This is a genomic window from Paenibacillus sp. FSL H8-0259 (assembly GCF_037963255.1).
In the GTDB taxonomy this organism is placed as follows: domain Bacteria; phylum Bacillota; class Bacilli; order Paenibacillales; family Paenibacillaceae; genus Paenibacillus_AQ; species Paenibacillus_AQ phytohabitans.
This window is the reverse complement of record NZ_CP150147.1, coordinates 3,191,502-3,205,875: the sequence shown is the minus strand read 5'-3', so window position 1 is coordinate 3,205,875 and position 14,374 is coordinate 3,191,502. Positions and strand designations below refer to the sequence as shown.

The following is a 14,374-nucleotide window of genomic DNA, read 5'->3' as shown; positions in this document are numbered from 1 at the left end:
TGATTATAGAATAACATGCTTTTGCAGAGCTGTCGCGTTAAAAATGTTACAAACAGGAAAAAAGGGCGCAGCTCCGGCGCCCTTCTTCTTGCAAATATAGCGGGAATCACATTTTAATTAAAACTTCAGGCTGTTTAGATGAATGGATGAGGGATATAAAGTTCTTCCAGGCTTGTGATTTCTTCAGGTGTCAATTGAACAGACAATGCCGAAACCGAATCTTCAAGCTGGCCGATCCTGGTAGACCCGATGACCGGAGCTGTAACCTCCTCCTTATGCAGCAGCCAGGCAAGCGCAATCTGTGCGCGCGGAAGCCCACGGTTCGCAGCAACCTCAGCAACTCTCTGGGCAACCTTGCGGTCCGCTTCCTCCGTTCCTGTGAACATCGCCTTGGCTATCTGGTCTTTCTCTGATCGTTCCGTGAGCTGATCCCAATCCCGGGTTAACCGGCCCGCAGCCAGAGGCAGATAAGGTGTGATCCCTACCCCCTGATCTTTACATAGCGGGAGCATTTCCCTTTCTTCTTCCCGATACAGCAGGTTAAGTCTGTTTTCCATAGCCATAAATCTTGTCCAGCCGTTTCGCTCTGCGGTGGACTGCGCCTTCGCAAACTGCCATGCCAGCATGGAGGATGCTCCAAGGTATCTCACCTTGCCCGCCTTCACTAAGTCATGGAGAGCCTCCATCGTCTCCTCGACCGGCGTATCCGGGTCATAGCGGTGAATCTGATACAGGTCAATGTAGTCTGTTCCAAGCCGTCGTAGACTGTTATCAATTTCGGTCATTATGGTTTTACGGGAAAGGCCCATTGCATTGGGACCCTTACGCATCGGTACGAACACCTTCGTGGCAATCACCGCTTCGTCCCGGCGGGTAAAGTCCTTTATTGCCCTTCCGAGAATTTCTTCACTTGTGCCGTCGGAATACATATTAGCAGTACTGAAAAAGTTAATGCCTAATTCTATTGCTCTTTTAATAATCGGTCTGCTGTTCTCTTCATTCAACGACCACGGGGTATTGCCGCGTTCAGGTACCCCGAAGCTCATGGTTCCAAGACTTAACTTCGATACGTCCAAGCCGCTTCGTCCAAGCTTCACATATTCCATTGAACAGTCACACTCCTAGTATGTTTATGAATCTTTAGGTTGACATGTCAACCAATAAACACACAATAGCATCTTGTGGTTGATACGTCAACCGTGCTATGATCCTTCTATGGACAATATGAGCGAATTAAACGAAGATGAAATGCAATTATGGAATATGTGGAAAGGCTCCTTCAAACGTATCTTCGGCCGGGTTGTGAAAGAGATGTCTGAGCATACCGGGCTATCCGAGGGCGATTTCGGAGTATTAGACCGGTTAGTACAATTCGGGGAGGGCAAGCTTCGCCAACAGGAGCTGGCTGACTCTATGGACTGGGATAAAAGCCGGTTATCCCATCATCTGACGCGGATGGAGAAACGGGGTCTCGTGCTAAGAAAACCGCTGGACACAGACCGGGGTGTACAAATTATCATCACCTCCGCCGGCAGCTCCGCCTTGGAGGCAGCCCTTCCCATAGTCTCGAAGGCAATACGCAAGCATTTTCTGGACCAGTTAACCGATGAGGATATTAAGTCAATTACTACACTGGCGGAGAGAACGAAAACACCCTGACTACTTAAGATACGGCTGCCGCAATACATCATTACGGGTAATTCACGGGAAATTCCAGGCCTAGCCCCTCGCGGGCTGGCCTCTTCTCTATGTTCATTGTCTATATGCGGAGTCACCTTGGAATGAAGAGCTTCATGAATGTCACGTACACCGGATTAACCATAAGACCTTCCGGGTTTACGGAATACCTCTTCCCCGTGTCCAACCTCCGGATTCGTTCCATTTCCTCCCAATTCAATGCAAAGTCATAAATTTCGCTATTCTCTTGGATCCTCTGCGGATTGGACGACTTAGGGATAACAATACTCCCCCGCTCCAGATGCCAGCGCAAAATGACCTGCGCAACCGACTTGCGGTGAGCATGAGCGATGGCTGTCAGCTCCGGATGCTCCAGCAGCACCTTGCTTCCCTGCCCGAGCGGCCCCCACGCCTCATGAAGAATCCGGTTCTGAACCATATAGTCATACAATTCGTTCTGTTGGAACTCCGGATGAGTTTCGATCTGATTCACCATCGGCAGGATCCGGGCGTTCTTCTTGAGCTGCTCCAGATGCCGGATACCGAAATTGGCAACACCTATGACTTTGATCCTGCCTTCATCGTACAGCTCCTCCATCGCCTTCCAGGCCTCAACATAATGAGGGCCTGCGAAATGTATCAGATACATATCGAGATACGTTACGTTCAGCTTCCGGCAAGTCTGCTCGAACGCCTTTCTCGTCGCATGATACCCAAGATCCGTCGTCCAGGCTTTGGAGGTAATGAAGAACTCCTCGCGGTCAATGCCGCTGTGCAGGATGACCCGGCCCAGTGCCGCTTCATTACCGTATATTTTCGCTGTATCGAAATGGCGGTACCCGCTCCGGATAGCATTCTCTACCGTCCGCTCAAAGGCTTCCCCATTCTTGATCTTATACAGCCCAAACCCCAGTTGGGGAATGTTTACTCCGTTCACCGCTTGAACTGTCTGATTCATTGACGGTCCCCTCCCTTTTTCTTCCGGATTACGGCTCCGATGATTACCTGTCACATTGTGCAAGGGCCTTCTCCAATTCGCTTACTAAGCTTTTCAACAACATCAGCTTGCTTCCGGTGTCCAGACGATAATAGTTGCGTGTTCCTTCTTTCCGGACGCTTATAATCTGTGCCTCTTTCAATATTTTCAGATGATGCGAAACGGCCGGACGGGATAAGTGGGTTTCCACCCTTATCTCACCTACACGCATACCGGGATTCTGCGGCCCTTGAAGCAAGGCCATCAGGATGGCCTGCCGGGTCTCATCTCCGACCGCGTTCAGCACCTTGAGCGAGTTCCTAAATTCGATGGCAAGAGCAGCCACAAGTTCCTGGTCTACGGAAATCATCCCTTTTCATTTAATCGTTTATTTCTTTGGACGGAAATAAGATACCACAAATTCCACCCCGGCTGCATTTCGGGAAAGAAATTCAAGAACCTTTCTTTCCCATAACAGGAAGCAAGTCCGTTACTTTACATTAGCTTGGCCAACCGCCTGATCTCATCACTTAACCTTGGATTGACCGGATACACCTCTTCCAAGAAATCCAGAATGCATAGTGCCGATTCGGGCACATGATCGTATCCCTGAATCATCCCGCCGATAATCTCTGCAAAACGGGGGTATCTCTTCTCCAGCCGTCTTTCATTTCCAAACGGGTCGGGATAATAATCAACCTCGTCCTCCAGCAGATGGAGTACAGACAGAATCCTGTCTATAGCATATCCCTGAATAAACCGCGTAGCGGATAGACGCTCACCTCTTGCATAACGTCCGAGGCCTACGTATAGATTGGTTAAGGCTTCGTTCAAAGGAAAGTCCAGGGAATCCTCCTTCGGAGAAGGGAGAGGTCTTAAAGGTCTGGCGATTGCCGTATTGGCATACAGGGGGTTCTTCCATATCACCCGGCCCTCCGTATAAGCGGCGTCCGCCAGCTCCGATTCCTCGAATACAGCATATTCCGCGAAAATCCCATCCTCGAACAACACCTTATATCCAAGGTCCGAATTCTTGAAAGCATAGGCAAGAGGCTGTATGGCTTCGAGCCAATCCAACTGGTCGATATATCTCCGGGTCACTCCCGGCTTCACAATAACGAAGAAATCCAAATCTGAATACTCATCCATCCGTGCCGTCTCGACCCCAACGGAACCAACACCTAATAATAATAGAGCATCGCCCGTACGCTCCAGTGACTTACCGATTTCGTCCAGCCGCTGCAGCAGCAATTCTGTTCTCCGCATATGAATCCTCCTCTGGTCCGGCAATGCAAAAAGGGCCCAACCCCACTTCTCAGCGAGGTTGAACCCTTAGGTTACATTGCCTTTATTAATCTACCGTAAAGTTATCATGTTTGAATTGTTGCTGTCAAGATATAAGCGCGCACCAGCAATTTGACAAAAGAAGTTTCATCTCTTATGTTGAAATGAGAGTAAAGGGGGATGTCCATTGGCGCTCGAACAGAGTGAGAACAGCATTACTAAGACAGTTATACATACAATCTCTTCTGTAGCGGAAGCTATTGCATTATTATCAAGTTATACCGAGGCTGACCAGCATTCCTATGCACAGCATGAGCATGAGCTGTTGCATCAAGCGTTATCTGCTGAGGCCATTGCCTTGATTACTAACTGGAGAATAAGCAGCCGTTGGGATTTCATGTACCTGTATGAGTTTTTTATTCCGTTTCCCCATTTCAATGATATGGCTTTATTCCTGGATGAAATTTCCGGGCTGTCTGACGAGTCTTATCTATTCTATATTTTTGGCGGGGAAGTGCCACAGCAGCAGATTGCTGAAGCTTTGCTCCATCCGGATACAACTGCTGATTTTGGCCTTAATCCGGCCTCCATGTTTGGCGATAAGCCGGAATTTATAAAGGTCATGTTCACTGATATAAAGCCGATTCGTGTATCCATCAATCTCTTGCTGCAGGAGATAACAACCTCGGCTGTCTTTCAGGAGCACCTGAACACTAAGCAAGGTTTATATGAAGCTGCCATCCAAGAAGCCCAGGCTTTCGGGCTGGAGCCGCTTCACTTGGCGCAAAAGCTGATGGAAAAATCGTTTCGCAGAGTCAGTAACTATCAGACGTTCTACTTCATCCCTTCCTATTTCCTGACTCCCCGTCATATCCGGATATTCGATAATCATACCTGCATCGTCATTTATGGCTGTTATAACACTCCATTGAATACCCTGGAGCGGAGCCAGGAGCTGGAGAAGCAGCTGAAGGCATTATCCGACCGTAACCGCATTATGATTCTGCGAATTCTGCATCAGCATAAGGAGTACGGGGCAAGGCTTGCGAACACACTCGATTTAACGACTGCGACAATCTCGCATCATTTGGAAATATTGAAGCAAGCCGGTCTGATCGTTGAGGAGAAGGTTGGCAACATTAAATATTTCGAGCTTGATCATTCCAGGTTCAACAGGCTGCTGCAAGAGCTGAGTTCATTTGTGCAAATGGAATAGCTGTAAATTAGACGATCACCCGTTAACCGGGTGGTCGTTTTTCATTTCATCATAAAAAATGTACTTGCCTAAAATAGAAATGGGATGGTATTTTAATATTAGACGTTTATCTTATATTATAAAGGTGGTTATCTTACATGAGCATAGAGATCATCCAGGTTCATAATATGAAGCGGACCTATCAAACCGAGGAAGGCATTTTCAGAAGAAAGCGAAAGGTTGTCGAGGCTCTTCAGGGTATCAGCTTTTCTGTGCGTGAAGGGGAGATTCTCGGGTTATTAGGTCCGAACGGCGCTGGTAAAACAACAACGATAAAAATATTGACCACGCTGCTAACGCCGACATCCGGCGAGGTCCGTATTCTCGGGCTTGACCCTGTGAAGGAATTCAAGAAGCTGCGCTCACAGATCAACTTTATTCTCGGTGGAGAGCGCAATCTGTATTGGCGGTTATCGGCCTATGATAATCTCGCTTATTTTGCAGATTTATATAAAGTCCCCCGCCAGGTGCAGAAGAGCCGGATTCCACAATTGCTGGAGCTGGTAGGTTTGACCGGAGTTGCCCACCGCAGAGTCGAAACCTTCTCCAAGGGCATGAAGCAAAAGCTGCAGATTGCCCGCGGTCTGGTGAATGAGCCGAGAATTCTGTTCCTGGATGAACCGACGATCGGGCTTGACCCGGTGAGCGCAAGGCAGCTGCGTGATATTCTGCATCATTTAAAGCGGCAAGGTACGACGATTCTGCTCACTACGCATTACATGCCTGAAGCGGATGAGCTCTGCGACCGGATAGCTTTTATAGATAAAGGGCTGATTTCTGTACTGGACACTCCAGAGGAGCTTAAGAAGCGAATCGATCAAATTTCCGTTGTAACCTGCAGCATCACTGAATTTACGGAGGAGGAACAGGCGATAATCACGGCGCATCCGGCAACCCTCCATCTGCAAATTGATCAGCCGGAGCAGCTGCAGCGATTGCGATTGCGAATTCAAACCCGACTTCCCCAAGAGCTCATCATGGAGCTGTATCATATTGCAGGCCCGGTAAGAATGGCGAATTTGTCGATTACAACGCCTACTTTAGAGGATGTCTATATTCAAATATTAGGCGGGGATGCCTCATGAGTTACACCCTTACACCGGATCTGAGATCCTTACTCCATACGATTAAAGTACATATGAAGCTCTCACTCGCCCGTCCAATGTTCCAGTTTATTATCTTCCTGATGCCATTCCTGTTCTCGACCATAGCGATATTGGTATATGGAAATTCCTCTGCGGAGCAAATTTTTCAGTATGTTGTGCTGGGCTCCGGGTTCATTACCCTTTGGTCCTCCATCGTATTCTCTTCCGCCAGTGATGTTAACCGTGAGAAGTACTATGGAACTTTAGAGCTGTTGTTCACAGCCCCTACCCCATTCGGGCTTACGCTGGCCGGCAAAATTATTGCCAACACTCTATGGGGAATAGTATCCATGCTGATTTCTTATTTTTATTTAATCGTCATTTACCGCGTTCCAGTGATTATCGGGCATCCGTTGCAATTCATACTCGCTTACCTATTTGTCCTATGCGCTCTGTCGGTCTTCTCCTTCTTTCTGGCCATGTCTTTTACGCTGTCCCGTCAGGCTTATGCCCTGATGAACATGCTGGAATATCCGGTGTATCTCATATGCGGTTTTATGTTTCCGGTCTCCGTACTTCCAGACTGGGTCAAGCCTTTATCCTGGGTGCTGCCCCCTACTTGGGCCATTGAATTACTAAGAATCATTAGCAGGAAGGATATGAAACAGGATGAGCTTGTTGTTGCTTGGGGAGTACTGCTGCTGTTAACCGTCTTTTATCTCGTTATTTCTCTTGCCTACTACCGGCTTGTAGAGAAACGAGCCAGAATAAATGGAAATTTAGGGGTGTTCTAAAATGGAATCTGTTGCCCGGTTTTACCGGCATGCGCACCTGTCGTTCAAAGCACTGTTCGGCTGGCTTAATCCCGGTGTCTACCTGATGGTTATGGTCATTAACCCGTTAAGCCAATTGCTCTTCTTCGCAATGCTGGCCAAATACGCTTTCCAGGGAAGCAATCTTGCCGGTTATGTGGTTTCGAATGCGCTTCTGTTATGCGTGATGAACGCTGTCTTCGGCATGATGACCGTTATTAACTCTGACCGCCAGATGGGTACACTGCAATTGGTAGTGGCAAGCCCTGCCAGCAAAATAGCCGTCTTCTTTGCCCGGGCTATCTTTCATATTGTCAGCGGCCTGTTCACGGCAGCACTTGGACTCGCTTTCGGAATGCTGATCTTTGGGCTTACCTTCTCGGGAGAGCAGCTTGCATGGCTTGGCCTCGTGTGGACCGTATCCATTTCCGCCGCCTGCGGACTTGGGTTTGTGATCTCAAGCTTTGCGCTCTGGTCGCCTTCGATGCATATCTGGTCCAATTTGCTTGCAAGCGTGTTGCTCCTGTTCAGCGGAGCCAGCTTCCCGCGTTCTTATATGCCGGACTGGATGTACACATTATCTGAATTCTTCCCGCTGACAAGAGGTGTAGAAGCGACAAAACTGCTTATTCGTACCGGGGATAATGAATTTACAACCATCCTTACCCGGATGGCCGAAGAGGGTTTGCTTGGATGCGGATTTTTTCTCCTGGGTATACTGCTGTTCTATTATGCTGAATATTTAGCAAGGGTTAAAGGCACTATGGAGATGGAGTAGGATACATAGAGGCTTCCAGTGATGGCGGCCTTTATTCGTTCTTCCAATAGATATTAATCTTCATGTCAGGATATGGTATCCTTGATGACAGGTGAATATTGGGGGGATACGTATATGATTACCGCTACAGCGGCAAGAATCATAAATTTTTTGCCGGATAAATGGGTCACATCCATATCGAGAAATATTATTAATAATTACCTCAACAAATATGCAAATATACATATAACCGGCAGTGAAAACTTAAAAGAAATACAAACACCGACTATTTTTGTATGTAATCATCTAAGCAATTCGGATGGATTAGTGCTGGACAAAGCTCTAAAAGCGATTGATCCGACTTTTGTAGCAGGTGAAAAGCTGTCAAATAATGCAGTGACCAGCATCGGTGTTAATGTAATTAAGACTACAACTATTAAGCCCAATACCGCTGACAAAGAGGGTCTCGAAAAGATAATCAAGCTTGTTAAACAAGGGGAAAGCTTACTGATCTTCCCGGAAGGAACCCGAAGCAGAGCCAGCAGTTTGATTGAAGCGAAGAAAGGTATCCTTCTTATAGCAAGATTAACCGGAGCTCCCATTGTACCTGTCGGGTTATATGGGACAGAGAAGCTTTTACCTATTCATCAAGATGGCGATATGAAGGCGGAAACGTTCAATAAGGCAGATGTGCATATCCAGATCGGACAACAATTCGAATTGCTTCAGCGGGCGAAGGAGCAGGATAAAAAAGAATATGAAGAGTCCACCCTCTCATACATAATGAAAAAAATAGCAGAATTATTACCCGAAGGCTATCGGGGAGTCTATAAATAATCTGAGCTATCCTTTGAAATTTCTAAGGCCATCCTTTGCGGATGGCCTTCTTTCTGTTCAGCGACTCGCCCCAGGCGCAGTAATCAGAATCTTACTGGCAAGAGCAATAGTCTGTGCACGTTCCGCTTCAGTAAGACCTGCGGTTACCTCCGTAATCTGACGTTCAATCTGCTCTCCGACTTCATGAATGATCTGCCACCCTGCCGCAGTTGCCCTCACGTTGAATCCCCGCTTGTCGGCCGGTGACACGGTCCGCTCCACCAGTCCGCGGCGCTGGGCACGGTCCACGAGTCCGGTAATACTGGATTTATCAAGTCCCAGATGCTTGGCCAGCTGCAGCATACCCGGTTCCCGGTCCCTCAGGATACCCAGCAGACGGATCTGAATGATCGAGAGATCATGCTCCGCCCCTATTCTGGCGAGAATGTTCTGGATCAGGAAGGATAGCTGCACCAGACTGTCCACAATCGACAGATCATCCAGTTTATCAAAAGAATCATCGTAACTGCTCATATTCGCCCCTCCGGAATTCATCATTTATCTAACCTGCTGTCCACATTGTATCATAATCGCCGTTGACTTTGTACGTGAAACAAACTATATTGTTTGTATTACAAACTTTTTAGTTTGTGTCACAAACAAAATTCGCCCATGGGGCAAATGGAGGCCAATATTATGTATGCTGTTGTTGTACGATCCTTCGATTCAGATCCGAAATATGAAATTCACGATACTCCGGTTCCCTCTGGAGAACATGAAGCTCTAGTTGATGTGCTTGCAGCCGGGTTGCATCTCCGGGTACGGGCACAAGCCAATGGTTCTCACTACACCAGTACGGATGAATTACCCCTGATCCCTGGTGTTGACGGGGTAGGCAGGCTGTCGGACGGTCAGTTGGTCTATTTCGTTACAACAGATACTGCTCTAGGCTCTTTTGCCGACAAAACTGTAATTGACCTGCGGCGCAGTGTGCCAATTCCCGCTCATGCCGATCCTGTGCTCATCGCTGCCGCTATGAATCCGGCCATGTCAGCCTGGGTGACCCTGCGCCGCAGGGTTCAGGCACAGCCGGGGTTCAAGGTTCTCATTCTGGGAGCAACCGGCAATTCCGGACAGATGGCGGTCCAGATCGCCAAGCTTATGGGGGCCAGTCAGATTATCGCTGCCGGGCGGGACCCGGAGCGTCTCCGTTCGCTTACGCCGCTTGGCGCGGATGTAACGGTGTCACTTGCGGGTGATCCGCAAGCAGCTGCCCGGCGCCTCGGCGAGGCGGCTTCGGAAGTGGATATCGTTCTTGACTATCTGTGGGGCGAGCCTGCCGGACTGGCTATGATTCCGCTGCTGACCCGCCGGTCTGACCGCAGCCGGCTGCTGACCTGGATCCAGATTGGTTCCGTTGCCGGAGCAGATGCCGCTATCCCTTCTGCCGCACTCCGCTCGGCCAACTTCCAGATCATCGGCAGCGGTCAAGGGTCTGTGACTCCAGCCGGATACTTGGCCGAATTCCCGGCGCTCATCGATGCGATTGCTGGAGGCAAGCTCATTGCGAACCCTATTGCTTTTCCGCTGTCCAAGATTGAAGAAGTGTGGAATACTCCGGCAGGCAGTCAGCAGCGGGTAGTATTCACGCCGGCGAATTAAGTAATTCCCTGACCTGAATTGTATAAGCAGGTCCGTGTCCGGCTTTTGTCAAGCTTTGTTATCCCGGTTGTAACTTCTCCTCTTGATAAATCTGGAAAGTGAGTGATAAACTTAGCAGGGCATCCCGCATAAGGAAGCATGCTTACTCTCTACAGAACAGGAGGCCGAAGGAAAATTGGCGATTTATTGGGTAAGACACGGCAAAGATGATGAAGGATTCCGTGGCGGATGGAGCCAGCGGGGACTTATCACGCAAGGTTACCGACAATCCGAGAAGCTCGGCCGCTATCTTCAAGATAACCAGTCTTCATTTAACATAAAGCGTATTGTCAGCAGCGATCTGCAGCGGGCTCTGGATACGGCTGGTGAGCTGGCAAGAGAGCTCGGATTGCCGCTCGAGCGCAGTATGGACTGGAGGGAAATGAATAATGGCGTGATCGCCGGCATGCCGAACGAAATCGTAAATGAACGGTTTCCGGGTTTGTATTTCTCCGGTTTACGGATGGACGAGCGCTATCCCGGCGGCGAAAGCCCGCTGGAGTTCTTCACACGTATCAAGGAAGCGTTCGGCCGCTTATGCGAAGAACAGGCCAACCGCCATCCGGAAGGTAACCTCATGATTGTTACTCACGGCGGAGTCATTAATATTATCTATCATATTATAAAAGAATTAGACTGGAACAACCGCGGCAGTAAATTCCCGGCTTCCTATACCGGCTTGCACACCATCGAGCATCAGGACGGCAAATGGATCGTTTCCCTGGAGAATTATACTGTGTAGCTTACAAAAAAGGCAGACCCGCCAGCCATTACGGCTTTTGGGTCTGCCTTTTTTCAAACCTAAACCTATTCTTCTGACTGAACATCCGGACGGTCCGGCAGCTGCTCAAGGTAACTGTTAGACATATTCAGCAGCTTCTGCACGTTATTGAACTGCGCTTCAGTCGATCCGCCAGCAATCACAGAATTATCCTTCTGGCTGAAGTTGGTTCCGTCCGCGTAGGCTTCTCCGGTTACATAAATACTTGAATTATTGATAAAAGAGCCCGTCGGCAGGAAATGCCGGACCGGTAACAGATTGGTCTCCTGATTCAGCAGATCCTCCCCGAAGTGAAGCTGATTCTGCACGGAGACGCCCAGCAGATTGGCTACAGTCGGCAGAATATCAATCTGTCCTCCGGTATGACCGATCTCGGCAGGCAATATTCCGGACGGAGAGTGCACAATGAACGGGATATTGAACATGTCGGTATAACCGTACTCATACCCGATCAGCTCTTTCAGCCAATCCTTCTCGTTATCGCCAAGCGCATAAAGCGGTACGCCCTGGTGATCCCCGTAAAATACAATCAGGCTGTCGTCCCACACTCCGCTGGCCTTAAGTTCATCCAGGAACTGCCCCATCGCATAATCCGCATAATTCTGGGATTGGATATAGTCGCCAAGCAAGGTCCCCTGATACTGCACAGGCAGAGTCATCTTAAGCTTATCCTCCGGCAGACGGAAAGGATGATGAGCACTCATGGAGATAACCATGGCATAGAACGGCTCTTCCTTCGCATCCAGAGCGGCCAGCTCGGGAACGGTTTTGGCGAACAGCACTTCGTCTGAAGAACCAAAAGCAATATGGTCATCGTCGCCATAGAAGCTCTGATCATAATACTTGTCGAATCCGATGGCTGTGTAGAGCTCTTTGCGGTTCCAGAAATCCACGCTGTTGGTATGGAAGGTATACGTATGATAGCCGTTTGATTTCAGCAGACCCGGCAGACTCGGCAGTGCTTTGTTCATATAATCGGAAGAAGTCGCCGGCTCATTCTTGGGCACATAAAAAGAAGTATTCACTACGAACTCCGCGTCCGAGGTTGTACCTTGACCCGCATCCGTATAAAAATTATTAAAATAAGTATTGTCTTTCACCAGCTTGTTAATGTTCGGCGTAACTTCCTGTCCGTCAATGGTCAGGCCGACCAGGAAGTTCTGGAAGGATTCCATCTGGACCACGATCAGATTCTTGCCTTGGTCGGCAGCAAAATACTGGGGGGACTCTGGCACGGTAATGCCTTTCAATTCATTCACAGCCGTCTGCGTAATCTCTTTGCTGTCGATGATTTCTTCCTTCTCCGTAGAATCTGCGAACAGGGTATATACCTCGTAGTTGAGGATGCCCATACTCTCGGCTTTCTTGATCTCATTCATGCTCGCATGGTTCGGCCAGATATTGAAGATACACAGTCCGATGGAGACAGCAGTGATCACTGTCAGCACCGGCCGGCTCATCCGCACTGTACCTCTTTCTTTCCAGCGCGAAATATATTTCGGCCGGAACATCAGGAACAGGAAGAACACGACGTCCACGAAGATAAACAGATAATAAGGAGTGATGAGGGAATAGGTGCTCTCCCCAACCTTCGTAACTTTGTCGGCCTGCTGCAGCGCATGATATGTCGCAATGACGCCATAATACTTGTAGTACATCAGCACAGCGAAATAAATGACCGTTATAAACAGATTGGCCACCATATAATAGAGAATCTTCCGCTTGCGTGCCAGCCACTCGATGAGACTGAATACAATGAGGAAAAATGGAATTTCCGTAAACATGGTGCCCCAGTTAGGCCCGTCATTAAAAACAACATACCACGCCACCCCACTCTTGAGCAGCAAGAGAAAAGTGAACAGCAATATAGGCTTGTTGCGGATATCAAATGATTTTTTCATAAGTGGTCTCTAGCTCCTTGTATTTCAGAAAGAATTACATCACGTTTCAATAATATGCATAACAAGAGGTCTTTGCTCCAGCTGTTGCCATAGAAGGACTAACGATTGGTCACTTCCTCACATTTGTTGTAGGCATAAATTGTACTACTGAATTAAAACACAAATTACGTAGGTTATCAACCTATTTTAATTAGGCGGGTAAAAACGGCAATGCCGTCCTCCAAGGGACGGCATCTGTTTCATCCTTCATACTCGAACGGATCGTCGCACGAGTAAATCTCATCGAAAAATCCGTTATATAGAATATCGTCTTCCAGGCATTTAATGAGAAAAGACAGCCGCCCGCCACATTCCGGTTCCCCGCCGTTATTCCGCATGACCTCGAAGGCATCCACAACACTTTCCATCAGGGTAACTTGGATGAATAAAGGCAACTGATCCAGCACCGCTGGTTCAATCCGGGTCTCTGACCTGTACCCTGCGAGAACGGTTGCAAAGTAATCAGCCATGAATTCCTTACGTTTACCGGGATCGGGTTCAAATTGTATCCAGCCCACTCCATGTGTCCAGAGAGCTGCCAGCTCAAACATATACCAGCCGAAACAGCAATTGTCGAAATCGTATACGGTAATTTGTCCGGTATCATAATCTATTGAATAATTCCCGTCATTGTAATCGAAATGAAGCATTCCGAAAGTCTCCCCGTTCGCTTCCACTTCTCGCAGGGTGCTAAGCAGCTCAATCAGCTTCCCCTTAAGCAAGGCCAGGGATTCAGGAATCAGCTCATCCAGATATGCGGGATTGTATTTGTCAAAAAAGCTATACCGGCGATGGACCGGCGTGTACTCTTTGGATAACTGATGCAGTTTCCCCAGTACTTTACCGCAGTTATAATAATATTCGGTAATGGGCACACCTTCCCTGTACCGGTAATGATGCTCCACCAGCATTTTTCCTGCGGCCTTAGTGAACAGGCTGACAAAATACCTGTGATTATCGTGAGTAATCTCTTCCAGCAGATTCCCGTTCCGGGAGCTGATCACATTCGCGACGCTGCCTCCATGCTCATACAGGTAGCGGACATACTCCAGTTCACCCAGGAAATCGTCGCGGCTCCGGTCAGGCAGGAAAGCGAACCTGAGTATTTTGGGGCTGGCGCCTGCTTTTTCACAGGTGTATACAATATTACGCCCACCCTCATGCGCCTCAATCTGCCCGAACTCATAGCCGTATAACCCGTACAACTCTGATACCAGGGGAAGTAAGTGTGCAGTACTTTTTTGGGCAACCTCAATATAGTTTATGATATCTCCTCCAAATCTAATTTGC

General features: G+C 48.4%; 15 protein-coding genes. 8 read left to right on the top strand and 7 right to left on the bottom strand.

The window, feature by feature from the left end; all coding sequences use genetic code 11:
* Positions 1-134 precede the first annotated feature (134 nt).
* Complete coding sequence (locus NSU01_RS13270) at positions 135-1,106, bottom strand: aldo/keto reductase (protein ID WP_076246722.1); 972 nt, start codon at positions 1,104-1,106, stop codon at positions 135-137.
* A 142-nt stretch (positions 1,107-1,248) separates the two neighbouring features.
* On the opposite strand from NSU01_RS13270, the gene NSU01_RS13265 reads away from it, so the two are divergent.
* Positions 1,249-1,659: a MarR family transcriptional regulator gene (locus NSU01_RS13265; RefSeq protein ID WP_246354360.1), complete on the top strand. Its 411-nt coding sequence runs from the start codon at positions 1,249-1,251 to the stop codon at positions 1,657-1,659.
* A gap of 112 nt (positions 1,660-1,771) precedes the next feature.
* On the opposite strand, the gene NSU01_RS13260 is transcribed toward NSU01_RS13265, so the two are convergent.
* The 3 genes from NSU01_RS13260 to NSU01_RS13250 form a co-directional block, all read right to left on the bottom strand.
* Positions 1,772-2,635: an aldo/keto reductase gene (locus tag NSU01_RS13260; protein ID WP_076246727.1), complete on the bottom strand. Its 864-nt coding sequence runs from the start codon at positions 2,633-2,635 to the stop codon at positions 1,772-1,774.
* 43 nt (positions 2,636-2,678) lie between these two features.
* Positions 2,679-3,023 (bottom strand): metalloregulator ArsR/SmtB family transcription factor, encoded by a 345-nt coding sequence (locus NSU01_RS13255; RefSeq protein WP_076246730.1) that lies wholly within the window; start codon positions 3,021-3,023, stop codon positions 2,679-2,681.
* A gap of 125 nt (positions 3,024-3,148) precedes the next feature.
* A complete protein-coding gene (locus NSU01_RS13250; protein WP_076246733.1) occupies positions 3,149-3,919 on the bottom strand; it encodes a hypothetical protein in 771 nt (256 codons plus the stop codon).
* Between the two features lie 205 nt (positions 3,920-4,124).
* Between NSU01_RS13250 and NSU01_RS13245 the strand changes: the two genes are divergently transcribed.
* From NSU01_RS13245 to NSU01_RS13225, 5 genes are all read left to right on the top strand, one after another.
* A complete protein-coding gene (locus NSU01_RS13245; protein WP_083705668.1) occupies positions 4,125-5,153 on the top strand; it encodes a metalloregulator ArsR/SmtB family transcription factor in 1,029 nt (342 codons plus the stop codon).
* A gap of 137 nt (positions 5,154-5,290) precedes the next feature.
* Positions 5,291-6,277 carry an ATP-binding cassette domain-containing protein gene (locus NSU01_RS13240; protein ID WP_076246736.1) on the top strand — a complete coding sequence of 329 codons (987 nt, stop codon included), beginning with the start codon at positions 5,291-5,293 and terminating at the stop codon, positions 6,275-6,277.
* The gene (locus NSU01_RS13235; protein WP_076246738.1) at positions 6,274-7,071 is read left to right on the top strand and encodes an ABC transporter permease; all 798 of its coding nucleotides are present in this window, start codon (positions 6,274-6,276) and stop codon (positions 7,069-7,071) included. The genes NSU01_RS13240 and NSU01_RS13235 overlap by 4 nt, the downstream gene beginning before the upstream one ends.
* A 1-nt stretch (position 7,072) precedes the next feature.
* On the top strand, positions 7,073-7,867 hold the full coding sequence (locus tag NSU01_RS13230) for an ABC transporter permease (protein ID WP_042136007.1): 795 nt from the start codon (positions 7,073-7,075) through the stop codon (positions 7,865-7,867).
* 114 nt (positions 7,868-7,981) lie between these two features.
* Positions 7,982-8,683, top strand: a complete 702-nt coding sequence (locus tag NSU01_RS13225) for a lysophospholipid acyltransferase family protein (RefSeq protein WP_076246741.1) — start codon at positions 7,982-7,984, stop codon at positions 8,681-8,683.
* Positions 8,684-8,740: 57 nt separating this feature from the next.
* Here NSU01_RS13225 and NSU01_RS13220 read toward each other — a convergent pair whose 3' ends face one another.
* Entirely contained in the window at positions 8,741-9,220 is a 480-nt protein-coding gene (locus NSU01_RS13220) for a MarR family transcriptional regulator (RefSeq protein ID WP_231575348.1), read from the bottom strand.
* Positions 9,221-9,358: 138 nt separating this feature from the next.
* Between NSU01_RS13220 and NSU01_RS13215 the strand changes: the two genes are divergently transcribed.
* Together NSU01_RS13215 and NSU01_RS13210 are read left to right on the top strand one after the other, a co-directional pair.
* Entirely contained in the window at positions 9,359-10,324 is a 966-nt protein-coding gene (locus NSU01_RS13215; protein ID WP_076246743.1) for a zinc-binding alcohol dehydrogenase family protein, read from the top strand.
* Positions 10,325-10,499: 175 nt separating this feature from the next.
* On the top strand, positions 10,500-11,105 hold the full coding sequence (locus NSU01_RS13210; protein ID WP_042136004.1) for a histidine phosphatase family protein: 606 nt from the start codon (positions 10,500-10,502) through the stop codon (positions 11,103-11,105).
* Positions 11,106-11,170: 65 nt separating this feature from the next.
* Here the strand turns inward: NSU01_RS13210 and NSU01_RS13205 are convergent, their stop codons facing one another.
* Positions 11,171-13,045, bottom strand: coding sequence for an LTA synthase family protein (locus tag NSU01_RS13205; protein WP_076246745.1), 1,875 nt, complete (start codon positions 13,043-13,045; stop codon positions 11,171-11,173).
* A gap of 239 nt (positions 13,046-13,284) precedes the next feature.
* Complete coding sequence (locus NSU01_RS13200) at positions 13,285-14,289, bottom strand: phosphotransferase (protein ID WP_042141049.1); 1,005 nt, start codon at positions 14,287-14,289, stop codon at positions 13,285-13,287.
* Between the last annotated feature and the right edge of the window lie 85 nt (positions 14,290-14,374).

What these genes read in the sequence shown, in the direction of transcription:
- NSU01_RS13270 (WP_076246722.1), bottom strand. Translation starts at nt 1,106, where the DNA reads ATGGAATATGTGAAGCTTGGACGAAGCGGCTTGGACGTATCGAAGTTA.
- NSU01_RS13265 (WP_246354360.1), top strand. Translation starts at nt 1,249, where the DNA reads ATGCAATTATGGAATATGTGGAAAGGCTCCTTCAAACGTATCTTCGGC.
- NSU01_RS13260 (WP_076246727.1), bottom strand. Translation starts at nt 2,635, where the DNA reads ATGAATCAGACAGTTCAAGCGGTGAACGGAGTAAACATTCCCCAACTG.
- NSU01_RS13255 (WP_076246730.1), bottom strand. Translation starts at nt 3,023, where the DNA reads ATGATTTCCGTAGACCAGGAACTTGTGGCTGCTCTTGCCATCGAATTT.
- NSU01_RS13250 (WP_076246733.1), bottom strand. Translation starts at nt 3,919, where the DNA reads ATGCGGAGAACAGAATTGCTGCTGCAGCGGCTGGACGAAATCGGTAAG.
- NSU01_RS13240 (WP_076246736.1), top strand. Translation starts at nt 5,291, where the DNA reads ATGAGCATAGAGATCATCCAGGTTCATAATATGAAGCGGACCTATCAA.
- NSU01_RS13235 (WP_076246738.1), top strand. Translation starts at nt 6,274, where the DNA reads ATGAGTTACACCCTTACACCGGATCTGAGATCCTTACTCCATACGATT.
- NSU01_RS13230 (WP_042136007.1), top strand. Translation starts at nt 7,073, where the DNA reads ATGGAATCTGTTGCCCGGTTTTACCGGCATGCGCACCTGTCGTTCAAA.
- NSU01_RS13225 (WP_076246741.1), top strand. Translation starts at nt 7,982, where the DNA reads ATGATTACCGCTACAGCGGCAAGAATCATAAATTTTTTGCCGGATAAA.
- NSU01_RS13220 (WP_231575348.1), bottom strand. Translation starts at nt 9,220, where the DNA reads ATGATGAATTCCGGAGGGGCGAATATGAGCAGTTACGATGATTCTTTT.
- NSU01_RS13215 (WP_076246743.1), top strand. Translation starts at nt 9,359, where the DNA reads ATGTATGCTGTTGTTGTACGATCCTTCGATTCAGATCCGAAATATGAA.
- NSU01_RS13205 (WP_076246745.1), bottom strand. Translation starts at nt 13,045, where the DNA reads ATGAAAAAATCATTTGATATCCGCAACAAGCCTATATTGCTGTTCACT.